Source organism: Janthinobacterium sp. PLB04, assembly GCF_021165895.1.
Lineage (GTDB): Bacteria > Pseudomonadota > Gammaproteobacteria > Burkholderiales > Burkholderiaceae_D > Janthinobacterium > Janthinobacterium lividum.
In genome coordinates, this window is record NZ_CP088968.1 from 1,045,115 (window position 1) to 1,067,709 (window position 22,595).

At 57.1% G+C, this 22,595-nt stretch carries 23 protein-coding genes and 1 pseudogene; 14 read left to right on the plus strand and 10 right to left on the minus strand.

The window, feature by feature from the left end; all coding sequences use genetic code 11:
• Positions 1-73 precede the first annotated feature (73 nt).
• The 3 genes from LSO07_RS04540 to LSO07_RS04550 all read right to left on the minus strand — a co-directional run bounded on the left by LSO07_RS04540 (position 74) and on the right by LSO07_RS04550 (position 3,132).
• Entirely contained in the window at positions 74-1,420 is a 1,347-nt protein-coding gene (locus LSO07_RS04540) for a flavin monoamine oxidase family protein (protein WP_191909584.1), read from the minus strand.
• 288 nt (positions 1,421-1,708) lie between these two features.
• The gene (locus tag LSO07_RS04545) at positions 1,709-2,437 is read right to left on the minus strand and encodes a hypothetical protein (protein ID WP_151092556.1); all 729 of its coding nucleotides are present in this window, start codon (positions 2,435-2,437) and stop codon (positions 1,709-1,711) included.
• Positions 2,434-3,132: an aspartate/glutamate racemase family protein gene (locus LSO07_RS04550; RefSeq protein ID WP_151092558.1), complete on the minus strand. Its 699-nt coding sequence runs from the start codon at positions 3,130-3,132 to the stop codon at positions 2,434-2,436. The genes LSO07_RS04545 and LSO07_RS04550 overlap by 4 nt, the downstream gene beginning before the upstream one ends.
• Positions 3,133-3,260: 128 nt before the next feature.
• Between LSO07_RS04550 and LSO07_RS04555 the strand changes: the two genes are divergently transcribed.
• Positions 3,261-4,040, plus strand: coding sequence for a helix-turn-helix transcriptional regulator (locus LSO07_RS04555; RefSeq protein ID WP_151092560.1), 780 nt, complete (start codon positions 3,261-3,263; stop codon positions 4,038-4,040).
• Positions 4,041-4,348: 308 nt separating this feature from the next.
• Here the strand turns inward: LSO07_RS04555 and LSO07_RS04560 are convergent, their stop codons facing one another.
• The 3 genes from LSO07_RS04560 to LSO07_RS04570 all read right to left on the minus strand — a co-directional run bounded on the left by LSO07_RS04560 (position 4,349) and on the right by LSO07_RS04570 (position 6,282).
• Complete coding sequence (locus LSO07_RS04560) at positions 4,349-4,771, minus strand: hypothetical protein (protein WP_151092562.1); 423 nt, start codon at positions 4,769-4,771, stop codon at positions 4,349-4,351.
• Positions 4,772-4,889: 118 nt separating this feature from the next.
• Positions 4,890-5,897, minus strand: coding sequence for a 2-hydroxyacid dehydrogenase (locus tag LSO07_RS04565; RefSeq protein WP_070221768.1), 1,008 nt, complete (start codon positions 5,895-5,897; stop codon positions 4,890-4,892).
• Positions 5,898-6,069: 172 nt separating this feature from the next.
• Positions 6,070-6,282, minus strand: coding sequence for a hypothetical protein (locus LSO07_RS04570; RefSeq protein WP_139143666.1), 213 nt, complete (start codon positions 6,280-6,282; stop codon positions 6,070-6,072).
• A 110-nt stretch (positions 6,283-6,392) separates the two neighbouring features.
• Between LSO07_RS04570 and LSO07_RS04575 the strand changes: the two genes are divergently transcribed.
• The gene (locus LSO07_RS04575) at positions 6,393-7,952 is read left to right on the plus strand and encodes a recombinase family protein (protein WP_151092564.1); all 1,560 of its coding nucleotides are present in this window, start codon (positions 6,393-6,395) and stop codon (positions 7,950-7,952) included.
• Positions 7,953-7,981: 29 nt separating this feature from the next.
• Here LSO07_RS04575 and LSO07_RS04580 read toward each other — a convergent pair whose 3' ends face one another.
• Both LSO07_RS04580 and LSO07_RS04585 read right to left on the minus strand, forming a co-directional pair.
• Positions 7,982-8,443: a MepB family protein gene (locus tag LSO07_RS04580; protein ID WP_151092566.1), complete on the minus strand. Its 462-nt coding sequence runs from the start codon at positions 8,441-8,443 to the stop codon at positions 7,982-7,984.
• Positions 8,440-8,673 carry a hypothetical protein gene (locus LSO07_RS04585; protein ID WP_070221771.1) on the minus strand — a complete coding sequence of 78 codons (234 nt, stop codon included), beginning with the start codon at positions 8,671-8,673 and terminating at the stop codon, positions 8,440-8,442. The genes LSO07_RS04580 and LSO07_RS04585 overlap by 4 nt, the downstream gene beginning before the upstream one ends.
• Positions 8,674-8,771: 98 nt before the next feature.
• Between LSO07_RS04585 and LSO07_RS04590 the strand changes: the two genes are divergently transcribed.
• The 4 genes from LSO07_RS04590 to LSO07_RS04605 all read left to right on the plus strand — a co-directional run bounded on the left by LSO07_RS04590 (position 8,772) and on the right by LSO07_RS04605 (position 12,647).
• A complete protein-coding gene (locus LSO07_RS04590; RefSeq protein WP_151092568.1) occupies positions 8,772-9,128 on the plus strand; it encodes a TfoX/Sxy family protein in 357 nt (118 codons plus the stop codon).
• A gap of 835 nt (positions 9,129-9,963) precedes the next feature.
• Positions 9,964-11,565, plus strand: a complete 1,602-nt coding sequence (locus tag LSO07_RS04595) for a hypothetical protein (RefSeq protein ID WP_151092570.1) — start codon at positions 9,964-9,966, stop codon at positions 11,563-11,565.
• A 9-nt stretch (positions 11,566-11,574) separates the two neighbouring features.
• Positions 11,575-12,174: a hypothetical protein gene (locus LSO07_RS04600; protein ID WP_151092572.1), complete on the plus strand. Its 600-nt coding sequence runs from the start codon at positions 11,575-11,577 to the stop codon at positions 12,172-12,174.
• On the plus strand, positions 12,171-12,647 hold the full coding sequence (locus tag LSO07_RS04605) for a hypothetical protein (RefSeq protein WP_151092574.1): 477 nt from the start codon (positions 12,171-12,173) through the stop codon (positions 12,645-12,647). The genes LSO07_RS04600 and LSO07_RS04605 overlap by 4 nt, the downstream gene beginning before the upstream one ends.
• A 459-nt stretch (positions 12,648-13,106) precedes the next feature.
• Here LSO07_RS04605 and LSO07_RS04615 read toward each other — a convergent pair.
• Positions 13,107-14,036: pseudogene (locus LSO07_RS04615) on the minus strand (YifB family Mg chelatase-like AAA ATPase); the annotation flags it as partial.
• Between the two features lie 110 nt (positions 14,037-14,146).
• A complete protein-coding gene (locus LSO07_RS04620; protein WP_034749434.1) occupies positions 14,147-14,395 on the minus strand; it encodes an accessory factor UbiK family protein in 249 nt (82 codons plus the stop codon).
• 270 nt (positions 14,396-14,665) lie between these two features.
• On the opposite strand from LSO07_RS04620, the gene LSO07_RS04625 reads away from it, so the two are divergent.
• The 8 genes from LSO07_RS04625 (at position 14,666) to ptsP (ending at position 22,456) form a co-directional block, all read left to right on the plus strand.
• Positions 14,666-15,433 carry a TorF family putative porin gene (locus LSO07_RS04625; protein WP_151092576.1) on the plus strand — a complete coding sequence of 256 codons (768 nt, stop codon included), beginning with the start codon at positions 14,666-14,668 and terminating at the stop codon, positions 15,431-15,433.
• An 11-nt stretch (positions 15,434-15,444) separates the two neighbouring features.
• Positions 15,445-15,783: a P-II family nitrogen regulator gene (locus LSO07_RS04630; RefSeq protein ID WP_010393464.1), complete on the plus strand. Its 339-nt coding sequence runs from the start codon at positions 15,445-15,447 to the stop codon at positions 15,781-15,783.
• Between the two features lie 11 nt (positions 15,784-15,794).
• Entirely contained in the window at positions 15,795-17,330 is a 1,536-nt protein-coding gene (locus tag LSO07_RS04635; protein ID WP_034784678.1) for an ammonium transporter, read from the plus strand.
• A 204-nt stretch (positions 17,331-17,534) separates the two neighbouring features.
• The gene (gshA, locus tag LSO07_RS04640; protein WP_070254361.1) at positions 17,535-18,833 is read left to right on the plus strand and encodes a glutamate--cysteine ligase; all 1,299 of its coding nucleotides are present in this window, start codon (positions 17,535-17,537) and stop codon (positions 18,831-18,833) included.
• A 98-nt stretch (positions 18,834-18,931) separates the two neighbouring features.
• A complete protein-coding gene (gene gshB / locus LSO07_RS04645; protein WP_092612705.1) occupies positions 18,932-19,888 on the plus strand; it encodes a glutathione synthase in 957 nt (318 codons plus the stop codon).
• Positions 19,889-19,902: 14 nt separating this feature from the next.
• Positions 19,903-20,307 carry a PTS sugar transporter subunit IIA gene (locus tag LSO07_RS04650; RefSeq protein ID WP_035824452.1) on the plus strand — a complete coding sequence of 135 codons (405 nt, stop codon included), beginning with the start codon at positions 19,903-19,905 and terminating at the stop codon, positions 20,305-20,307.
• A gap of 92 nt (positions 20,308-20,399) precedes the next feature.
• Positions 20,400-20,669, plus strand: coding sequence for an HPr family phosphocarrier protein (locus tag LSO07_RS04655; RefSeq protein WP_070254359.1), 270 nt, complete (start codon positions 20,400-20,402; stop codon positions 20,667-20,669).
• Positions 20,670-20,713: 44 nt separating this feature from the next.
• A complete protein-coding gene (gene ptsP, locus LSO07_RS04660) occupies positions 20,714-22,456 on the plus strand; it encodes a phosphoenolpyruvate--protein phosphotransferase (protein ID WP_034785303.1) in 1,743 nt (580 codons plus the stop codon).
• The last annotated feature ends 139 nt before the right edge of the window (positions 22,457-22,595 follow it).

Consider the following 22,595-nt stretch of genomic DNA (forward strand, 5'->3'; position numbering starts at 1 on the left):
TCACCGAGAACAAGGTGGTAGTAGGCACCGGATTCCCAACGCTTGTCACCGATAGTCCGTTTTTTGCATTGCACTATCCCTGGGGATCGTAGTTAATTGCTGATAATTGCCCCCGAGGAGCGCTGACCAACCTCTGTGCCTCGCGAAGACCCGAGATGTAGGCCCCGTCAACATAGCCGAAACGTTGCATAGAAGTTGCCTCGCCGGCGAAGAGAACACGACCTACGGGTTCGCTTAGCGACCGCAAATCCTCAATTGTAGAAACGGGAGACAAATGTGTATACGCGCCGCGACTACAAGGATCTCCAGACCAATTGGTCTGATGGACGGCCGTAGGTTTCGGTACTTCACAAGCAAAGGCGGTAGCGAGTGCCGCTAAAGCCATCGCGAGCGTTGCATCGGGGCTGAAGTTAGCTAATGCAAGGGCTGGCGGCCCTGCGATGTGCGCGACCAAGGTCGGTCGACCGGCGGTGGAGGTTACATCAATCCAGTACGGGAAAACTGGGTGATCCCGAATGAATACACCACTGGGACTAGCATTTCCAATTTTCCAAAATGCCTGCTCGAATTGGAGAATAAGTTTTTCGAATGCCCCAAAACCCAGCTGCTCGATAGCTCTCTTTTTTGCCACTGGCAATTCCGGCGAAAAACGGATGCAACCAGCCTTCAGGACTCCCAGCGGCACGCTGATCACCACATGCGATCCCCGTTCTACGCGCCCGTCGGTACAGCGTACTGTAACGCCCTCAGTGGTTTGCTGCACCTCACTTACGAGCGCGTCGCAGTATATTTCCAAACCATCGGCAAGACGGGAAAGCATTTTTCCATAACCGCCCACGATACAGTTATCTTCCCCGCTGAACCCTGCATCCAAGGCGTAATTGGCAATGGAAATATCTTCTGCATGACAAGCTAAATCAGCCTGAAACCCCGTGTATACAACAAAGCGCACCCACGCCTGTAGAGATGGATCGGTGATTGAGCGTAGTCGCAATTCGAGTAGTTCGGCGACGTTTTGTGTGGGCACATATTTAAACGCCAACTGCGTCAGTTCCGTCTCAATCTCATCGGCAAGCTGCATAACACGATCACGCTCCAGCGTATCTAACACTTCCCCGTGCAAGCCTGCCAGCCGCATCTCCGAAAAGATGTCGCTCAGGGCAAACCGGCGTTGTTCGATAGAAAGAAACTTGGCCAGGTCGGTCAAAGGATTACCGATCGGTGCATGAATCCAGGCGCCCCCCGCCTCTACACTTGCACCCAGGGCGGGCAGCGTGCGCGTACGCCCACCGATCTGCGAGCGCCCTTCCAACACCACCACTTCCACACCGCAAGTTTGCAGTGAATTAGCGGCAGCAATACCCGAAAACCCTGCTCCCACGATAATCACCCGAGTGACGGGATCTTGAACTTTCGCCACAAATTCTTGTCCAATTGGCTCAAAAATGCGTCTATTAATGTCTAAATTTAAATAGTTGATAATAGTATTCCCATTTCAAAAGTACCATTAAAATTAATTGCTTTCTTACAGTTCTGCTCCAGTCGTGGCGCACAGTGTCTTTATCGCGTTCCTTGCTGGCGTTGCAGCTGGCCAGGCTGGCAAGTCGATGCGGATGCTGTGCTCCACAGCCAATGCCAATGTTATGGCGCTGGTGTCAGTCACGCCGCTATCCCGCGGCTGATCTGGACTTGACCACACCGAATATTGCTATTGTTTCCATAAAATCAGATAGCTTGCCGCTGCTTGTGCGGCGCTGCTGCGTTGCTCAACGAGTACGTAGCGTGGCGCGCCGTCAACGGACAAGCGGAATGCCTGAAGCCGGGTAGTGATGCCTATTTCCGTCAATCCGTCCCTCCCCAGCATGCGGTCCACTTCGGTGGCAGTGTAGGCAGTTGTCACGCCCGAGCCACCAGGCTGATGCGTGGTGCGCCACAGCAAGTTGCCCGCGCTGTCGAAGCGCAGACTTTCGCTGGCCGTGTCGTCTGCACAGTCGTCGAAACTGCTGCCGAATCGTTGCTCCGCCAAAGCAGCTGCTGTACTCACTACTTCGGCGACGGCGGCCACCAGTATATGAGTGGCTTTGCGGTTATCCTTTCCTCCTAAGCCAGACATGCACAACATGGCTGCATAAGGCAAATGCTTCGCCTGCGGATGGTGGTACGCAGTAACTCCCCCGTTTAGGCCAGCCCCCCAACTTGCCCGGCCATCGGCCGCTATCGTCAGGCTGCCACGCGGCGAAATCGTTGCTGGTGTACCTGTTGGTGCAATGCTAATACTGCCCGTGCCAGGTAGCAGCTTGGGCGCGTCATGTGTGTACACCAGGTAAGGAATGGTGGATGGGGGCATGGTTGCATCGACGCTGCCGCCGCAGGCGGACAACAGGGCGACGAGTGACGCTGGGAGCATGGCCCATGCGGCGCGGCGAGGCGGCATCATGCCTCGCCTTCCAGGATGAAATCGACTGCAGCGAGTGCATGTAGTTGGGTGCTGTCGAGCAGGGGCAGGTCGCTGTGTTCCTGCTGTAGCAGCAAGCTGATTTCCGTGCAGCCGAGGACGACGGCTTGTGCGCCGCGCGCGGCTAGCGCATCGATAGCGCGCAGGAAGACGGCACGTGAGCAAGTTCGCACAATGCCGGCGCACAGTTCGGTATAAATGATGTCGTGCAAGGCAGTTTGCTGTGCCTCGGATGGTACGAGCACTTCCAGGCCATGCCGTTCCAGCCGATCGCGCAGAAAGCGTTCCTGCATGGTGAACGAGGTGCCGAGCAGGCCGACCGTACACAATCCTAGCGCCTGTGCCGCGCTGCCAACGGGATCGGCAATGTGCAGGAATGGCAATGGCGATGCCGAAGCGATTTCGTCGGCGAGCACATGCATTGTGTTGGTGCACAGCACGATGCCGTCGGCGCCCCCCGCATGCAGACATAACGTCGCATCGCGCAGGATGGTACTGGCATCTTGCCAGCGGCCTGCATGCTGTGCTTGCGCGACTGGGCCGAAATCAACGCTGTATAGCAATACGGGCGCAGAGCGAAGCGGCCCCAGGCGGGCGCGTACGCCCTGGTTAATGATGCGGTAATATTCTGCACTGGATTCCCAGCTCATGCCGCCGATCAATCCGATTGTTCGCATATGCTTTCCTGTCGCGTGTGGTAGATGTACTGCTGTGAGCCCGGCTAGTATCTCCATTACCAACATTTTGATCTATCAGGAAATTTCACATGGCACGGCCACTTATCAAGGAGAGTACAGGCGGAGCAATGCCTGTCGTCACACACGCAGCAGGCGGACTGTGCCTGCAGCTTTTGCCGGGCGCACCTTACAGCGCGCGCGACCCCGTGCAGTCACAAAGCATGGGCGTGTCGCTGCAGCGTCAGCGGGGCGTGCATGCGATAGGTTCCGACAGGCGCGTCGATTTCGATACATGGCCTGGCGTGCTCGCTTGCACACCAGCCGGGATTGATGTTTTTTCCGAATCTGCGCAGGGTGGCGAATATTTGGTCCTACGCTGGCGTGGCGCCGTGTTGACCGACGTGCCGGAGGCAGATGCGAAAGGGGGGCGCGTGGAAATGGCCGGGCATCGGCAGGCCCTCACTCTGGCGCTACGCCTGCGGCGGCTAATGCTGGCTACAGAGGCTGATCCACTGGCACTGGAACACGAGGCGTTGGCATTTCTGTCGCTGCGGCAGGTATACCGAGACGCACCCCGACGCACGGCGCGGGCCGACATGACGCGGGTACTGGAGCGGATCGCTTGCCAGTTCGGGCAGGGACTGACCCTAGAACAGCTGGCTGCTGATGAAGGCTTGCCGGTCCTGCGCTTCCTGCGCGACTTTAGTCGGGCGACAGGCATGACGCCGCATGCCTACATTGTGGAAACGCGCATGCAGGCGGTGCGGAGCATGCTACAAGAGGTGGATCGGCCGCTGGCGGACATTGCCTGCGCCAGTGGCTTTGCACATCAGTCGCACATGGGTAGTGCAATGCGCGCCGCCCTGGGCATGACACCAAGCCAGTATCGCCATATGTTAGGGACTTAAATATCTGGAAGTTGTTCGCACACCGCCTATAGCGCGAACTCGTCCCGATACTGTGTAGCCACGACTGACAGAGTGAAGGGATCGCTCGCCATGTCAGACATGGGCAGCGAGATATCAAACTGGTAGACCGCACCCGGAAATGAAGAGCTGGCCGGAGGCCTATTCGCATCAAACCCGTCAGTGATTAGACCTTTGAACCACCACAGCGATCTTCACTCGGTAGCGGTAGGTAAGAACAAGGGCGATGTCAGCTATCGCCCCGAAGCAGACATAGATCTGACGCATTCGACATATGCCACCGCAGCCGATTAAGCGTCGTGATAAACAACGCCGTATGTGTCGAACATAGCTCCAGCTAGCTCGACCATGCTTAAGCCGCTGCGCTCCCAAAAAAACAGAAAGTATTCCAACTTGTCGTAAGGTGCTTCAGCGTCCATGCCGTGCAGCGCACAAATCGTGGTTCTGATACGCAACACCTCAGGGTCATCCGACATATCGCGTCCTCGGATGGTCTCCCAAAGCCTCACCCGGACAGCTAAGGCCTCGCTATCCGTTGCCGCGCCCTCAAGATATCGTTTAGCAGCCAAAACAGAAGACTGCGCGGTAACGGGTAGACATTCGATCACCCGAGCCAGGGCGTTAACCATAAAGCATTGAGCATCACCGTGCTCTACCGGATCATCCAGATCAACGGTGGATGAAATAACATCAAAAGGATCACGGTGAGACATGCTGACTTTCTGAGTAAAGCTTAATTGGTCAATTGCCGACTGTCCGCTTCTGGCAGGTTGCCGTCGTTGGCAGGTTCCGCCCCAAAGCGGACGGAAAACACAGGCCAGGTAACAGCCATTAATGTGTTCCAGGCACGAGATTCGAGCATTCGGCACCAAGCTGATATGCCGACAAGTTTTCAAATGTTGTCGATGCAATCTCACGCATGGCTTCAATGGTAAAGAAACCTTGATGTCCGGTAACAAGAACGTTCGGGAACGTCATTAGGCGCTGAAAAACATCATCCGTAATGATGTCGTCGGAGCGATCTTCGAAGAAGAGATTGCTTTCTTGTTCGTACACGTCAATCGCCAAAGCCCCCAATTGGCGCGACTTTAGCGCATCGATTACTGCCTGCGTATCGATGAGAGCACCACGCGACGTATTGATCAACATGGCCCCCTCTTTCATCAGATCTAGCGTATCTGCATTTATCAAGTGATGGGTATCAAGAGTGAGTGGACAGTGCAGTGAGACCATGTCCGATTCAGCAAGAAGGTCAGATAATGCGACCATCTCACCAATGGCCTCAAACTCTGGAGACGGATAGGGATCAAATCCCAGTAAACGGCAGCCAAAACCATTAAAAATCTTGGCTGTCGCCAAGCCAATTTTTCCTGTACCGATGATGCCAACGGTCTTCCCATGCAGATTGCTCCCAAGGAGACCATCAAGTGCAAAATTGCCTTCGCGTACCCGCGCATATGCGCGGTGAGTTCGGCGATTCAATGTAAGAGTGAGTGCCAAAGCATGCTCAGCCACTGCCTCCGGAGAATATGCCGGTACGCGCGCGACGAAAAAGTCCAAATGCCGTGCGGCTTCCGTGTCGAGATTATTGAAACCTGCACAACGCAGCAATATCGCGCGCACGCCAATGTGAGCAAGAGCATGCAATACTTCCGCGTCAAGCACATCGTTTACAAAAACGCAGATTGCCTTGCAACCTTGAGCAAGAGCCACTGACTGCAGTGACAAGGATTCAGTGTGAAAACGCATCTCCACGGCATCACGAGCATCACGTTGATCTGCTTTCTCATTGAGAAAACGGCGATCATATGGTTGGGAGCTGAATACAGCGATTTTCATCTTAAATATCCTTTGCACGAACGCACTTTGTAAATGGTAAAAATGACTACACAGAAGATTACTCCTTTCCCAACTGTATGACCACGCAATTGGGCACCTTACGGCGAAGACCACCGGCTAGAGAAAAAGGAACCTGCTGCTTGAATCGTGCGACACTACAATAGGTTTTATTTCATTCCGGGTGAATATCGTCACTTTGGAAATATTTCAACTCCAAGGCCGTACCTAAGCAAACCCGTTCATCTTGTAAAGCAGCTCTTGCGACGCCCTCACGAAGCCCCGCATCTATCAGTACAAGAAGTGCGAACTCCAGTCCATGCATTTTTTTCAAATGCACCCCAGCGGCAATTAGTCGTAACGTTTTTTCAGTGGCATTATCGAACATAGCAGCCTCCCCATAGCGCTAGAATGCAATAGGAGAGGGTCCAGGTATTGATCCGTATCAAGCAAGGGCCAAAAGCTCGCTTTACTTGGCACCGCCTATAGAGGAATTACATGCGACGCAAAGCTGCAGTACACGTTCCAAAGGCACTGTTAACTGGTGCAAAGCCAACAGCTGCGGTGTACGTCCGCATGTCTACAGACAATCAAAATCATTCTGTCTCACATCAGCTACATTGCATTTCCGACTACGCGGAGCGCCATGGCATAGATATCATTAGGACATATGCCGACGAGGGCAGGAGTGGGCTCGATTTTTCTTCACGCCCGGGCCTGCGTTGCCTGATCGAGGACGTACAGAGTGGCGTAGCGCCATTTCAATCGATTCTTGCCTATGACATTAGCCGCTGGGGACGGTTCCAAGACCTAGACGAAAGCGCCTACTACGAATACATATGCCGGCGCGCAGGGGTCGCCATCGTCTATTGTGCGGAAGATTTCGAGAATAACGGATCTTCGATTTCGTCCATAATTAAGAGCGTAAAGCGTGCCATGGCTGCCGAGTACAGCAGAGAACTCTCGTCCAAGGTTTTTGCAGCGCAATGTCGGTTTGTAGAAATGGGGTTTAAACAAGGTGGGCGAGCGGGATTTGGATTGCGCCGAATTCCAATCAGCGCAAGCGGCAAAGCCAAGCCGGCACTGGGATTTGGCGAGAGAAAGAGCCATCCTACAGACCGTGTACTCCTCGTCCCTGGCCCAAGCGATGAACTTGAGATTCTTCGAGGGGTCTACGACTGGTACGTACTGGAGAAGCTGAGTGAAAGCGAAATTGCTTTCTTACTGAATGCAATGGAGGCGCCTCGCGAATGTGGGCGCGCTTGGACTCGCGACTGCGTTCGGGACGTGCTTACAAATGAAAAATACATAGGCAACATCATCTACAACAGAGCATCATTTAAGCTCCGAAAGCGACACATCGAAAATCCAACGTCGATGTGGATACAAAGAATCGGTGTCTTCCCTCCCCTCATTCCAGTTACCCTTTTCCGTAAAGCGCAGCAAGAGCGCAAACGTCGTCTCGCTCCGATTCCAAAAGAAGAGCTCTTGGCAATGCTACGCAAGTTATATGAGAAACATGGAAAGGTGACAACCACGCTAATAGATCAGGACGATACACTTCCCGGCGCGCAGATGTTCGCTTATTACTTTGGCACCATGCTAGAGGCCTACACCCTCGCAGGGCTTCCCCCGACCAACATTTGCAAGTTTATAGCTACGCGCGCGGTTGTCAGCAATGTTCGGGCAGCTACGCATGAGCAAATCAAGGCATTGATAATCGGTGCGGGCGTCGGGTTGGAGAAAGGCCCGTCCCGAAATACCTTTTTGCTGAACGGGGAAACATTACTAAAAATAGCTATCGCGCGTTGTCTTTATGAGAAAACGGCCCTCCCCCGCTGGCGCGTGCGCATGGATGAAGAGTCAAGGTGTGACTTCGTGCTCGCAGTACTTCTTGATCTTCAAAACCAGAAGGCAGATTCATACTACCTATTTCCAAAGGCAGACTTCTTGAAGGTGCAAATTACATTGACAGAAGCAAACATGTCCACGTTAAGGCAGTACAAGCATGCCTCCCTTGATGCGATGTTTGGAGCTGGGCATAAAACTACTCGCTGAACAACTGCTAGGAAACTTCGCGTACGGCATTAAGTTTCGAGGATACGAATGAGGCTTAGCTGATCACCAACGTCCACAAACCATACTGCCTGCCAGCGCTGCGTGCGCTGCGCCTGCACCGATTCTGGCACGCACCAGGGTGGATACACGCGCAGCGCGCGCTTGCCGCCCTGGCCGGTACGCGACATCACGCCGCGCTCGATCAGCACGGCGCGAGAAAAGATAAAAAAGCCGTGCCGCGCGCCGTTGCTGACGGCGATGATGACGACATCAACGGGGTCCGCTTCGTCCAGCGGGGCGATCTCGGCGTCGGGATGGGGGCGCTTCCAGACGGTGACGAACTGGCCGGTTTTCGTCGGCGTGGTTTTCGCTACGCGCAAGACTAGGCGCTTGCCCTCCAGTTCGGCGCGGCAGGCACCGTACTCCGCACTTTCAGCTTCCGGCACGGGCGCTTTCGGCAAGCCCAGGAAGGCCCAGGGGCTGACCTTCATTGCGTGCTGAACTCGGCTGCGGCCTTGGCCGCCCAAAGCGCTTCGGCGTGGCTGGCGAACGGGCTGTCGTAGCCGTCGACCTTGCCGTCTTCATCGACAAAATACAGCCACCAGCCGTCGGCCTGTTCGCGGATGGCCGTGTGGCCAGGTGCGCAATGAATTTCGACGGACTGGCCGGCGGCCAGGGTGGCGATGCAGATGCCGCGGTGAATAATATGCTCACGTGTCATGGGAAAATACTTCATACAAAAAAATTAATGACCATAGTTTAGCCGCGCCGGCCGCTCCTGGCCAGTGCGCTACACTGTTCTTTCAAACGGAGGACAACATGGCATCACAACAAGGTACGGTGGATTTTCTGCTTGACCAGATGGCGCGCGCGGGTAGCCTCAGCGCGAAAAAGATGTTTGGCGAGTACGGTGTGTATTGCGATGGCAAAATGTTCGCCATCGTCGCAGACGACCGTCTTTTCATCAAGCCAACGGAGGCTGGCCGGGCTTGGATCAGCAAACTCGGCACCCTACAGGAGGCGCCTCCCTACCCGCAGGCCAAGCCGTACTATTTAATCAGCGGTGAACTATGGGATGAACGAGAATGGCTAGTACAGCTTGCACAGCGCACCACGGCGGAACTGCCACTACCAAAACCCAAATCTCAGCGAAAGCCAAAGTTAGACTCTCGTTAGCGTCAATGTCCGCTTTTGGCCGAAAGCGGAAGTTCATCCCGACTAGTGTAGCGCAGCAAGAATCGGTGGTCTCTGCTACTTACGGCTAGTCGTCGCAGCAATTTCCAAAACGTCGCACCTATTTCGGGAAGTCACAGCAGGACTTGAGCGTAGGACCGAAGGGCAGGTACGTCTTCAATTTTTAGCGGCTAAGGAAAGACGCTAGGCGTTGGCTTGGGCCAGCACCGTTTTCAGCATTTCCATCACAAAGCGCTGTTTCTGCTTGGGCAGCTCGCTGATGCGCTCCAACTGCGACATGGGACCACGCTTGCCGCGAGCGGTGTGGCTGCAAGCCATCGGCCTGTTGCGCGAGTCCGGCCATGAACACTTCAATGGCTCGCTGGTGGTGCCGGTGACCTATACTTAATTGTAAATCCTTTCGTGGTGGCAGCTGCGTGCTGGCTGGCGTCGAGTTCATACACATGATCTGTAAGGATCAATTCACGATCGCGGGATCGGCGATCATGTTGGCTGCCGATCGAATTTACGCTCTCGCGCCATAAGTCCGTCCAATGTAATGGCCGGCTGCCGCTCCTGCGCTCGATCCGTCTCGCTACCGAACCTTCAAACCTTTTACTGTAGTACCTTTCAATATGCCTGAGCCACTGACTCTGGCATTTTTTGTTCTTTTAACTCGTCTGTTGCGTAATTGTCGAAGTGGTAATTTGAGAGAATGTCAGTTTGTCATCAAGGGTATATTGAACAAATGCACTCATAAGTGCAGCGGTGCGGATGGTGCCACTCCAGTCGTGCCAGGTATTTCCTTCTCCTAACCACAAAACTATTGGAGGAATGAATGCGTCTCGCTATTCGAGGAATAGGTTCGATAGTTTTGCTCACTAGTCTTACCGGATGCGCAGCCTTTTATAACGTAAAGGACGATAAAACAGCACAGGGCGCTAGCAAAGCGTTCAATGATGCGGAAATTGGCAAGGCGCTCGTCGCGGAACGGGTGGCCCTGGTAAAGAACCAAGCGGTGAGGCAAGGGATTGTAAGTCGAGCCCAGATTGCCTTACGTGACGCCAGACTTGCTCAGATGATCGACGCGACAACTGCGGACGATTCTTGGGGTTACTTGGCGTCGGAGACGTTAGAGCGGATCGCTTTGATTTCCGGGAAAATCGACTTTAAAAAGCCTGCCGAGTGTTCGCCCGAAGTAAAAGAGGGGGAGTCCAAAGTGAAAAAACCTAAAAAGGCCGACAAGAAACAACTGAACAAATCTGAGATGGTCGTTCAGCTTGGGTTGGCCCGGAGGGTGCTGGAAACGACTTCTGCCAATACGAATGGGGCGCGCAGTACGATTGCCGTAAAGTTTGCGGAGATGACCGATGCGCCTGCCCTTACCTGCATTAAGGGTAAACCCGTTGAAGTACCGGAATTTCTGAAGAACGACGGTGTCACGGGGCCACTGATCGAGCGGTTCAATACGGAGTGTGCGGCTGCTGTGCGTGCCGCTGAATGCGTTGCGAACTGGAGTACAGGCTCTAGCGGTTTGCTATTTGACGTCAATGCCCAACTCGATGCGATTGACAACGCGAAGCTGGTGGTTGCTGCTGACGTAAACAACAAGCGTAGGCAGTACAAAAATTTGCTCGCTTCGGTGCCTGAACCTCTGCCGGGCGCCGCAGAGAAGTGGGCCAATAAGTTGGAGGCCGCGCTGAAGGATCTGGATAAGATACCGTTCTCATCTTCCAACGAAACGGTTAACAACAACCCGGTCCTTGAGCGAATTGCTGAGACCGGTCGTCTGACCGCGCTGCAGGAGAAGCAGGAGCTGCTGGAGGCATATATTGAGGCGCTGAAGGGCCAGACATCAAGTACTCCCTCAATCGGTGAGCACAGGGTGGCGCTTGTCGCGAATCTCGTCAATCGCGCGACCGGGCAGCCAAATCCTCCTACCGCAGGGATTCTCATGGAGGCAGAGTTCACCAGGCAGCAGCTCGCAGCAGCTGAGAAACGCATCGAACGCGCGGCACAGACTGAAGCCATTCTCAGGAACCAGCGGAACCACTACCTCGATGAGTTGGAGTTCCTGCTCGACAGCCAGGCCTCTGTCAAAGCTGCAACTCCCGATTGCACCGAAGCCCCCCTTTTTGCCAGCATTTCCAGCGGCGTGAAAAATCGTTGCAGTACGCATGCCTCAAGTGCAGCGCTTTCCTTTGCCGCTGCAATCACAGCAGGCAGGATCCCAGCTGAACAAAGCGAGTACCTTATCATTGACCAGGTTGAATTGGCCGCGCTGGATGAATCTGAAGCAGCGCTATTGCAAACGGAAGGGGTCATCAAAGCTGCGATCACGCAGATCGTCGCACTGAACGCCAGCGGAATAAAGCTAGAAGATCTGGCCGCATTGTCCCAGGCTCTCAGCCTTCCCATCATCGCTGCGCGCGTGAAGTGAGGAAATGCCATGAAAAATCTGACTTCTGTGGGGTTGCTCTCATCCTTCCTTCTGGGAGGCTGCGGATCGCTTGAAAGGGACATGGACGAAGCCCGTAAGAACACTAAAGAGATCGGCCTGCTCATGCAATCCGTTCAGAAAAGCACGGCTACATTCCAGAAGCAACGTGACGCTCTTGCTGTGGCCACCAAGGTTCAACGGGACAATTTGGAGTCAGTAGCCATGCAACAGGAAAGCGATGCGTACCGGGCAGCAGCGACCTGGAATGTTGCTGGCCAGGCCGACCGCAAGCATTCGTTCGATGCATTGAGGGAGGAATCGAGCAACCTGCTGTCCCGGATCGAAGCGAAGCGCGCGCGTGAGGTCGCGCAGGAAGCAGAAGTGCGTGCAACTAAGAGTGCCGTCTCATTCCAAAGCGCCAAGCTCAACGAAACAGCCATAGCACTTGTTGAACTGGGCGAGGCTCGAAGTGCAAAGGACAAGGCTGGGTTTTACTTTGCTTACATGACAGAGGTTCGTAAATTGATCGAGAAAGATAGCGAAGCGGCAGCACAGAAGCAGGCCGATTCGGCCAAAACCCTCAACGAGACTGTGAAGGATAAAAAATGAGCGATAAAGACAAGGTGGGCGGAGACTTTCTCACGACTCCAGACTTACCCGATGGTACTCCACCGATGCCAACGAGCGAAGGCAGCCTGTACTTAGTTGGGTTGCTCAGCAAGCAGAATGGACTAAACGTGGCACGGGATGCTCTTATTGCGCGGGCGGGCGAGGCTGGCGCCAGTGAGACTGCTTACATAAAAATCCAACTGGGGCAGATCCAATCAGATTACCTAAAGCTCAGTGCGTGGATTAACGCTTACGTGGCCAAGAGCACGCGGTATAAAACCATTACGCCGGACGGACTCGCTGCGATCCGCAAGATCATTGAGCAATTGCAGGCCGTGGTCGCCAAAAAGGAAACCGCGCAAGATATTATCAAGTTGGTGACCAAGCTGCTTAACGAATGGGACGGTAAGCCTGCGGCACCAACTGCGGTGCTAGGTGGAGCGGGAACACCAGCTGCCAAACCGTGCGCATAGTGAGTGCACGAACGGATGGACGTTGGCTAGGTGTGGGGTGTCGGACGGCGCATTAGCGCCAAGGTGCGCGCCATGGGTGTTAACACCGTGCAGGACTTGAAGGACGCTCCGCCCAGCACCATGCGGGCGCACTTCGGCGTCGTGCTGGAGTGCACGTGCAACGAGCTGCGCGGAATTTCTTGCCTGGAGCTGGAAGAGGTGGCGCCTTCACGCAAGGAGATCGTGTCGTCGCGCTCCTTCGGTGCCATGGTCATGACGGTGCACTGCTGGTACCTGTTCTTGAATTACTATTTGACGAGCCTCGAAGTGGTTGAAGAAAGCACTCTCCTAAGCAGTGCTATTTTTTATATGATGTTTCCACATAGAAAAACAAGGTGCTCGTATCGATTTTTGAGTGGGCAACTTCGTGGTCGTTCTGAAATTTTTTGCACAGGACAGGCAGGTGAAATAAGACCTAACAGGCATTTCATCGAGAAACAGCACACCGCAGTGGGCCAGCGAGATTTCTCCCGGGCGCGGCACGTTGCCGCCACCCACCAGTGCCACGCCGGATGCTGTCTGATGCGGGGAGCGATAGGGCCGCCGTTTCCAGTGTTCCACCTTGAAGTGGCCGCCCAGCGAATGCACGGCAGCCGATTCCAGCGCTTCTGCATCGCTCATGGGCGGCAGCACGCCGGGAAAGCGGCTGGCCAGCATGGTCTTGCCTGCGCCTGGCGGCCCCACCATCAAGACGTTGTGACCGCCCGCTGCCGCCACTTCCAGTGCCCGCCGCGCCTGCTGCTGCCCCTGCACATCGGCAAAGTCGGGATACGGAAAAGCGTGCGCTGCCAGCACGGGCTGGTGGCGTTGCAGGGCGGTCTGGCTGGCGTGCGCGGCAAAATGCGCGCAGACCTCGAGCAGGCTGTGGGCGGGATAGATGCAGGCATCGCCGACGAGAGCGGCCTCGTCCGCGTTCGCCTGCGGCAGGATGAAGGCGCGTGGCGCGCCCGACTGGCTGCGTTGCATGGCAAAGGTCATGGCCAGGGCGCCGCGGATGGGACGCAACTGGCCTGAGAGCGACAGTTCGCCCGCGAATTCATAGTGATGTAATTGATCGCCCGGCAACTGGCCGGAGGCGGCCAGGATGCCCAGTGCAATGGGCAAGTCGAAGCGGCCCGATTCCTTGGGCAAGTCTGCTGGCGCCAGATTGGCCGTGATGCGCCGGGCCGGCATTTCAAAGCCGCAGTTTTGCAACGCGGCACGAACACGGTCGCGCGATTCCTTCACTTCCGTATCCGGCAAGCCGACAATCGTAAACGAAGGCAAGCCGTTGGCAAGGTGGACTTCGACACTTACCTCGGGCGCCTCCATGCCGGCCAGGGCGCGGCTTTTCAGGACGGCCAGGCTCATCAGACTCCCCTGTAGCGCGGGCGCGGGCAGGATCAGTCTAGCGTTAGAAACGCCGTCAGGCTTGAGGTATGCCAGCAAGTCCGTCAATAACGGACCCTGCCGGCCGCACTTTACGCCTTGGTGTCGTTCAGGCGCGTTTCCAGTTCGATCAGGCGCAATTCCAGTGCGTCCAGTTTGGCGCGGGTCTTGGCCAGTACTTGCGCCTGGATATCGAATTCCTCGCGCGTGACGAGATCGAGGCGGGCGAAGCCCTGGGTCATCATCGACTTCACGTTTTTCTCGATATCCTTGGCCGGCGAGTTTTCGATGGCTTGATGGATCTTGCCTTGCAAATCGTTAAAGAAGGTATTCATGTCCATGGTCAGTCCTTTTATGGTGCGGCCTGTGCATCGCACCATTGCGGTGCACAGCGGCGTTAATCTGGTGCGAATCTGGGCAAATTCACAATGCTTTAGCAGCCCGTACCCGCATGCCCAGAGGCTTGCAGGGTATGTATGGCCGGAAACGCACCTGTCAAGGTGGCAATGGAGCTGGCACGTATTCTGCTAAAGAAGGTATGAACGCTTTGTGATCTCCAGCCAAGATTTTAAACCTCAACCGCTTTAAAAGTTCAATAAAAGGGAATCGCCATGAAGAATCTGTCCAAGAACATGACTTTAGCTGCAGCGTTGACGCTGGCCATGACCGCCATGTGCGGCAGCGCCATGGCCCAGGATGCAGTGGCGGCGCCTGCTGCGGTCGAAGCCGTGCCTGATAACGTGGTGAGCTATAACGTGGCGCTGACCAGCGACTACCGTTACCGTGGCCTGTCGCAAAGCCGCTTGAAACCGGCCATCAGCGGCGGCGCCGACTATACCCATAACCCGACGGGCCTGTATGTGGGCACCTGGTTGTCGAGTATCAAATGGATCAAGGATGGCGGCGGCGACACCAATCTGGAATGGGATATCTACGGCGGCAAGCGGGGCGAGATCAGCAAGGATTTTACCTATGACGTGGGCGGCCTGTACTATTTCTATCCCTCGAATGGACTGAGCACCAATGCCAACACCTTCGAGCTGTACGGCCAACTCGGCTATGGCCCGATGTATGTCAAATACTCGCATTCGACGACGAATCTGTTCGGTGTCGCCGACAGCAAGAACAGCGGCTACCTCGACGTGGGTGCCAACGTCGAGGTGCACGACGGTTACATCTTGAATTTGCACGCCGGGCGTCAGAAGGTCGAGCACAACGATTCTCTCAGCTACAGCGATTACAAGATTGGCGTGACCAAGGACTTCGGCGTGGCGACCGTTTCCCTGGCAGCCGTCAAGGCCAATAACGTATCGCTGGCTCCGAACGGCAAGAATCTGGCGAAATCCGGTCTCGTGCTGACCGTGTCCAAAACCTTTTAAGCGAGACTGCCATGAAAATGATTACTGCAATCATTAAACCGTTCAAACTGGACGAAGTACGCGAAGCTTTGTCGGCTATCAATGTGCAAGGCATTACCGTCACGGAAGTCAAAGGCTTCGGCCGCCAAAAAGGCCACACGGAACTCTACCGTGGCGCCGAGTATGTCGTTGATTTCTTGCCAAAGACCAAGATCGAAGCGGCCGTCGATGACGCCATTGTCGACCAGGCCATCGAAGCGATCGAAGGTGCCGCGCGTACCGGTAAAATCGGTGATGGCAAGATTTTCGTCTACAACCTGGAACAGGTCATCCGCATCCGTACCGGTGAAACCGGCAACGAAGCGCTCTAAGGGGAATATTGATGCATAAAAATATAACAAAATTGCTAGCTGGGATAGCCTGCCTGTGTGCGTTTGGCATTGCCACGCCAAGCTTTGCCGATGCGCCCGCCAAGACGGAGGCGGCCACAACCACGGCCGTCGCCGCTCCCGCCGTCACGCCGGTTCCTGACGCAGCGCCTGCCGCCGCCGCTCCGGCCCCGGCGGCTGCCGCGCCAGCCGCCGCGCCCGTCGCCAACAAGGGCGACACCAGTTTCATGATGATCAGCACCTTGCTGGTGATCTTGATGACGATCCCCGGCCTGGCCCTGTTCTACGGTGGGCTGGTGCGCTCGAAAAACATGCTGTCGGTGCTGATGCAGGTGTTCATGGTGTTCGCGCTGGTCATCGTGCTGTGGTGTATCTACGGCTACTCGATCGCCTTCACGGAAAAAACCGCCTTCTTCGGTGGCTTCGACCGCCTGTTCCTGAATGGTATCTGGGATCCGGCCAAGGGTACGTTTGCCGCCGCCGCCACCTTCAGCAAGGGCGTGGTCATTCCCGAGTTCGTCTTCGTTGCTTTCCAGGGCACGTTTGCCGCCATCACCTGCGCACTGATCGTCGGCGCCTTTGCCGAGCGTGCCAAGTTTTCCGCCGTGCTGGCCTTCGTCGTGCTGTGGTTCACGTTCGCCTACCTGCCGGCAGCCCACATGGTGTGGTTCTGGACCGGGCCTGACCTGATCACCAGCGCCGCCACCTCGGCCAGCGAAGCCCTGAAAGCGGGCTGGATCTGGCAAAAAGGCGCGCTGGACTTCGCCGGCGGCACCGTGGTGCACATCAATGCCGCTGTCGCCGGCCTGGTGGGCGCCATCATGATCGGCAAACGCGTCGGCTACGGCCGCGAATCGATGGCACCGCACTCGCTGACGATGACCATGATCGGCGCGTCGCTGCTGTGGGTGGGCTGGTTCGGTTTCAATGCCGGCTCCTCGATGGAAGCGGGCGACGTGGCTGCCCTGGCCTTCGTCAACACCTTGCTGGCAACGGCCGCCGCCACCCTGTCGTGGGTGTTTGGCGAGTGGATCAGCAAAGGCAAGCCTTCCATGCTTGGTGGCGCGTCCGGCGCCGTGGCCGGCCTGGTGGCGATCACCCCGGCGGCCGGCTTTGTCGGCCCGATGGGCGGCCTGGTCATCGGCTTGCTGGCCGGTGTCGTCTGCCTGTGGGGCGTGAATGGCCTGAAACGCCTGATCGGCGCGGACGATTCGCTCGACGTGTTCGGCGTGCATGGCGTGGGCGGTATCCTCGGTGCCTTGCTGACGGGTGTGTTTGCTGCGCCACAACTGGGCGGCCAGGGCGTATTCGACTATGTCACCAACAAGATGTCGGCGGATCCGTACTCGATCGGCCACCAGGTGTGGGTGCAGGCGCAAGCGGTCGGCACCACCATCCTCTGGTCGGCCATCGTCTCCGTCATCGCCTATAAACTGGTCGACATCGTCATCGGCCTGCGCGTACCGGAAGAAGAAGAGCGCGAAGGCCTCGATATCACCAGCCACGGCGAGCAAGCGTATCATGGCTAAATAGGCATTATCTGGCATGCCAGCGCCCCGGCGCGGCATGTCCGGCTGGAAAAGGCACCTCATTGAGGTGCCTTTTTTTCGTTGTGGGAATGTAAAAGGTCTTTAAAACAAGGCTTTTGCCCCGATTTGGGGTACTTACACGGTAATATAGTCGGCAGTTCTGTGTGCTTTTTTGAATACTGCACATAATTTAAGGATGTAACTATGGTTCCCCATCTCGTCACGGCCCTGACCGGACCGCTGCTCGACCTCGAAAAAAAGATTCTGGCCGCGACGCCGGCCATTGAGCGCTGGTTTCGCATGGAGTGGCAAGAACACACGCCGCCCTTCTATTGCTCGGTAGACTTGCGTAACGCCGGCTACAAGCTGGCGCCCGTCGATACCAATCTGTTCCCAGGCGGTTTCCATAACCTGGCCACGGAAATGCTGCCCTTGTCCGTGCAGGCGGCCATGGCCGCCATCGACAAGTATTGCCCGGACGCCCGCAACCTGCTGATCGTGCCGGAATTGCACAACACTACGCCGCAGTACCTGCAAAACGTGGCGCGCCTGATGCAAATCTTCCGCCAGACGGGGCTGCACGTGCGTTTCGGCTCCTGGTCGCCCGACATTACCCAGCCGACACCCTTGGCGTTGCCAGATGGCAACATGCTCGTCATCGAGCCGCTCGTGCGCCTGAACAATGGCCGCCGCCTGGGCTTGAAGGATTTCGACCCGTGCACGATTCTGCTGAATAACGACTTGTCGGACGGCATCCCCGATATCTTGCAAAATATTCATGAGCAAAGCCTGCTGCCGCCCTTGCACGCGGGCTGGGCCTTGCGCCGCAAGAGCAACCACTACACGGCTTACGATGAAGTGGTGAAAAAATTCGGCAAGATGATCGATGTCGATCCGTGGATGCTCAACCCCTTCCACGCCAAGTGCAGCGACGTCAACTTCCAGGAAGGCGAGGGCGAAGATGCGCTGGCCGCCAGCGTCGACGTGCTGCTGGCCAAGATCCGCAAGAAATACAAGGAATACGGCATCAAGGAAAAGCCTTTCGTCATCGTCAAGCCCGATGCGGGCACGTATGGCACGGGCATCATGACGGTGCGCGACGCCAGCGAAGTGCGCGACCTGTCGCGCAAGCAGCGTGACAAGATGTCCATCGTCAAGGATGGCAAAGTCGTCACCGACGTGATCATCCAGGAAGGCGTGCCGACCTTTGAAAGCATCAAGGATGCCGTGGCCGAGCCGGTCGTCTACATGATCGACCGCTACGTGGTGGGCGGTTTCTACCGCGTACATGCTGAGCGTGGCGTGGACCAGAACCTGAACGCGCCCGGTTCGCAGTACGTGCCGCTGGCATTTGCCCAGCAGCATGCCGTGCCAGACTTGAAGGCCAAGCCGGGCACGGCCGCGCCGAACCGCTTCTATGTGTATGGCGTGGTGGCGCGCCTGGCCTTGCTGGCCGCATCGCTGGAAATGGAACGCACGGACCCGAATCCCGAGGTGTATTGATCCACCAATGAGGCTTGCCGGGCGCGGCGACTACCGCGCTTGGCGATCTCGGCTAGAATCAAGCATTCCTTATCCAGGCTCCCCCGATTGGACGCACCATGAAAATTGCATTCCTTGCCGACCCGCTGGCAGGCTTCAAGACTTACAAAGATTCCACTTTCGCCATGATGCGCGAGGCGGCCAAACGCGGCCACGCCGTGTACGCCTTCGAACAGAAGGACATGGCGCTGGAAGAGGGCATCGTCACGGCACGGGTACAGCACATCGAGCTGACGGGCGACGAACACGACTGGTACAAGGTGGTCTCCACCGAGGAAGTACGCCTGTCGGCCCTGGATGCCATCATCGAGCGCAAGGATCCGCCGTTCGACATGGAATACGTGTACGGCACGTATCTGCTGGAGCTGGCGGAAAAGCAGGGCGCCTGCGTCTTCAACAAGCCGTCCGCCATCCGCGACAACAATGAAAAACTGGCCATCGCCCAGTTTTCCGAATTCACCTCGCCGACCCTGGTGACGTCGAACGAAGCGCGCCTGCGCGCCTTCCACGCCAAGCACCAGGACGTCATCTTCAAGCCGCTCGACGGCATGGGCGGCACGGGCATCTTCCGCGTCAAGGCCGATGGCCTGAACCTGGGCGCCATCATCGAGACCCTGAGCGAGAACGGCGCGCAAACCATCATGGCGCAGCGGTTTATCCCCGACATCGACAAGGGCGACAAGCGCATCCTCGTCATCGGCGGCAAGCCGGTGCCATTTTCGCTGGCGCGCATCCCGCAGGCGGGCGAAGTGCGGGGCAACCTGGCCGCCGGCGGCACGGGCGTAGCGCAGCCATTGACGGCGCGCGACCTGGAAATCGCTGAAAAGCTGGGTCCGATCCTGGCCGCGCGCGGCCTGATGCTGGTAGGATTGGACGTGATCGGCGACTATCTGACGGAAGTCAATGTCACCAGCCCGACCTGCTTCCAGGAAATCATGCAGCAGACGGGTTTTGACGTGGCTGCCATGTTTGTCGACGCCGTCGAGCATGGCGTTGCGCAAACGCAGCAGCGCTAGAAAGTGGAATGGCTATGGTAGGGATTTTGCTCATGACACATGCACCGCTGGGACAGGCATTCATCGCCGCTTGCGCGCATGTGTTTCGCGGGCCAACGGAACGTTTTGAAGCCATCGACGTCGTCGCCGACCAGGACCTGGCGGAAGTGCAGAAGCTGGCGTCGGACGCCATCTGCCGCCTCGATGACGGCTCCGGCGTGCTGGTGATTACCGACGTGAAGGGCGGCACGCCGTCGAACTGCTGCAACAAGCTGGCCGATGCGGGTCGGGTGGAAGTCATCGCCGGCATCAGCCTGCCGATGCTGCTGCGCGCCATCACGTATCGCCGCGACACGCTCGACGTGGTGGTGGAGATGGCGCTGGCCGGCGCGCAAAGCGGCGCCGTGCGCGTCGATAACCGCATCCGCGTAGGCGAATAAGGAAGTACATGGCCGCCGCCCTGAAGGCGGCGGGTTTTATAGGCCAAGATTGTCATCAGCGTAGTGCATTCAGGGATAGAGACCATACAAAAATGATTCAAAAAGAACTCGAAATCATCAACAAGCTGGGATTGCACGCACGCGCTTCCGCCAAATTTACCCAGCTCGCCGCCAAGTTCAAGAGCGACGTCTGGCTGACCCGCAACGCGCGCCGCATCAACGCCAAGTCCATCATGGGCGTGATGATGCTGGCCGCCGGCAAGGGCGCGAAAGTGACCCTGGAAGCCGAGGGCGATGATGAGCTGGCATGTGTCGATGCGCTCACCGCCCTGATTAATGACAGGTTTGGCGAAGGCGAGTAATGCCCGCCGAACGCAGCCGCAGCCGCATTCCGACAGGTCACCCCATGGCATCTTTCACGCTCCACGGCATCCCGGTCTCCCGCGGCATCGCCATTGGCCGCGCGCATCTGCTGGCGCCGGCCGCCCTTGACGTCAAACATTACCTGGTCGCCCAGGAACAGATCGAAGCCGAAGTCCAGCGCCTGCAAAGCGCCATCGCCACCGTCCACAAGGAACTGCAAACCCTGTGGAACGAGCTGCCCAAGGACGCGCCCACGGAACTGGGCGCCTTCATCGACGTGCACGCGCTGATCCTGTCCGATCCGATGATTTCCGAAGCGCCGCTCGACATCATCCGCAAGCGCCACTACAACGCCGAATGGGCGCTGCTCACGCAGATCGATGAATTGTCGGCCCAGTTCGACGAAATCGAAGACCCGTACCTGCGCGAGCGCAAGGCCGACATCCAGCAGGTTGCCGAACGCGTCTTGAAAGTCTTGCTGGGCACCGAGCAGCTGTTGCCCAAGGCGGCCGCCGAAGATGAATTGATGGCGCAGATGATCGTCGTCGCGCACGACATCTCGCCGGCCGACATGCTGCAGTTCCGCGACCGTTCCTTCATCGGCTTCATCACCGACGTGGGCGGGCAGAACTCGCACACGGCCATCGTCGCGCGCAGCCTGGATATCCCGGCCGCCGTCGGCATGTCGCAGGCGTCGATGCTGATCGAGCAGGACGACTGGCTGATCATCGACGGCGATGCCGGCGTCGTCATCGCCAACCCCAGCGCCCTGGTGCTGGAACAGTACCGCGAGCGCCAGACGGCCATGCAGCGCGCGCGCAAAAAGCTGGGCAAGCTGAAAAAGACGCCGGCCGTGACCAAATGCGGCACGCCCATCACCCTGCTGGCGAATATCGAGTTGCCCGAGGATTGCCCGTTTGCGCTGGAATCGGGCGCCAGCGGCGTGGGCCTGTTCCGCTCCGAATTCCTGTTCATGGGCCGCGCCCACAAGATACCTACCGAGGACGAGCAGTTCGAGGCTTACCGCAACACGGTGCAGTCGATGAAGGGACGCGTGGTGACCATCCGCACCTTGGACATCGGCGCCGACAAGCCGCTCGACCAGGCCGACCATACGGCATTGAATCCCGCCCTGGGCTTGCGCGCCATCCGTTACTGCCTGGCCGAGCCGCAACTGTTCCTGACGCAGCTGCGGGCCATTTTGCGCGCCTCCGCCTTTGGCAAGGTGCGCATCCTGATTCCCATGCTGGCGCATGCGTTCGAGATCGACCAGTCGCTGGCCATGATCGCGCAGGCGAAGGCCAGCCTGCGCGAGGAGGGCGTCAAGTTCGACGACGAGGTCGAAGTGGGCGCCATGATCGAGATCCCGGCCGCGGCGCTGGCCCTGCCCATGTTCGTCAAGCGCATGGATTTCCTGTCGATCGGCACGAATGACTTGATCCAGTACACGCTGGCCATCGACCGCGTCGATTACGAGGTGGCGCATTTGTACAACCCGCTGCACCCGGCCGTGCTGCAACTGATCTCCATGACGATCGCCGCCGGCCACAAGGCGGGCATCGACGTGGCCGTCTGCGGCGAAATGGCGGGCGACGTGAAGCTTACGCGCTTGCTGCTGGGCATGGGGCTGCGCGAGTTTTCCATGCATCCAGCGCAACTATTGGCGGTCAAGCAAGAGATCCTTAACAGCGACCTGGGCCTGATTGCGCCACAAATGCGCAAAATTATGCGTTCCATGGAACCAAATGTGATCGCGGAAGCCGTACAACAGTTGCAGCTCATGTAAACTGTCACCCTATCAGCATCAGGACACATCGCGCGCGGCAAGATGTGTCCTGATGCTAAAGTTGCAGCACCTATCATCGCGGTGCTGCATCGACTATGGCCCGTGGGGCCAACCTCCTTTTATAAACCGACACACATGT

Coding starts and splice junctions, on each gene's coding strand:
- LSO07_RS04650 (WP_035824452.1), top strand. CDS start 19,903: ATGGTAGGGATTTTGCTCATGACACATGCACCGCTGGGACAGGCATTC.
- LSO07_RS04605 (WP_151092574.1), top strand. CDS start 12,171: ATGAGCGATAAAGACAAGGTGGGCGGAGACTTTCTCACGACTCCAGAC.
- LSO07_RS04575 (WP_151092564.1), top strand. CDS start 6,393: ATGCGACGCAAAGCTGCAGTACACGTTCCAAAGGCACTGTTAACTGGT.
- LSO07_RS04555 (WP_151092560.1), top strand. CDS start 3,261: ATGCCTGTCGTCACACACGCAGCAGGCGGACTGTGCCTGCAGCTTTTG.
- LSO07_RS04620 (WP_034749434.1), bottom strand. CDS start 14,395: ATGGACATGAATACCTTCTTTAACGATTTGCAAGGCAAGATCCATCAA.
- LSO07_RS04545 (WP_151092556.1), bottom strand. CDS start 2,437: ATGATGCCGCCTCGCCGCGCCGCATGGGCCATGCTCCCAGCGTCACTC.
- LSO07_RS04655 (WP_070254359.1), top strand. CDS start 20,400: ATGATTCAAAAAGAACTCGAAATCATCAACAAGCTGGGATTGCACGCA.
- LSO07_RS04570 (WP_139143666.1), bottom strand. CDS start 6,282: ATGTTCGATAATGCCACTGAAAAAACGTTACGACTAATTGCCGCTGGG.
- LSO07_RS04600 (WP_151092572.1), top strand. CDS start 11,575: ATGAAAAATCTGACTTCTGTGGGGTTGCTCTCATCCTTCCTTCTGGGA.
- LSO07_RS04565 (WP_070221768.1), bottom strand. CDS start 5,897: ATGAAAATCGCTGTATTCAGCTCCCAACCATATGATCGCCGTTTTCTC.
- LSO07_RS04590 (WP_151092568.1), top strand. CDS start 8,772: ATGGCATCACAACAAGGTACGGTGGATTTTCTGCTTGACCAGATGGCG.
- gshB (WP_092612705.1), top strand. CDS start 18,932: ATGAAAATTGCATTCCTTGCCGACCCGCTGGCAGGCTTCAAGACTTAC.
- gshA (WP_070254361.1), top strand. CDS start 17,535: ATGGTTCCCCATCTCGTCACGGCCCTGACCGGACCGCTGCTCGACCTC.
- LSO07_RS04625 (WP_151092576.1), top strand. CDS start 14,666: ATGAAGAATCTGTCCAAGAACATGACTTTAGCTGCAGCGTTGACGCTG.
- LSO07_RS04580 (WP_151092566.1), bottom strand. CDS start 8,443: ATGAAGGTCAGCCCCTGGGCCTTCCTGGGCTTGCCGAAAGCGCCCGTG.
- LSO07_RS04595 (WP_151092570.1), top strand. CDS start 9,964: ATGCGTCTCGCTATTCGAGGAATAGGTTCGATAGTTTTGCTCACTAGT.
- LSO07_RS04585 (WP_070221771.1), bottom strand. CDS start 8,673: ATGACACGTGAGCATATTATTCACCGCGGCATCTGCATCGCCACCCTG.
- ptsP (WP_034785303.1), top strand. CDS start 20,714: ATGGCATCTTTCACGCTCCACGGCATCCCGGTCTCCCGCGGCATCGCC.
- LSO07_RS04550 (WP_151092558.1), bottom strand. CDS start 3,132: ATGCGAACAATCGGATTGATCGGCGGCATGAGCTGGGAATCCAGTGCA.
- LSO07_RS04630 (WP_010393464.1), top strand. CDS start 15,445: ATGAAAATGATTACTGCAATCATTAAACCGTTCAAACTGGACGAAGTA.
- LSO07_RS04560 (WP_151092562.1), bottom strand. CDS start 4,771: ATGTCTCACCGTGATCCTTTTGATGTTATTTCATCCACCGTTGATCTG.
- LSO07_RS04635 (WP_034784678.1), top strand. CDS start 15,795: ATGCATAAAAATATAACAAAATTGCTAGCTGGGATAGCCTGCCTGTGT.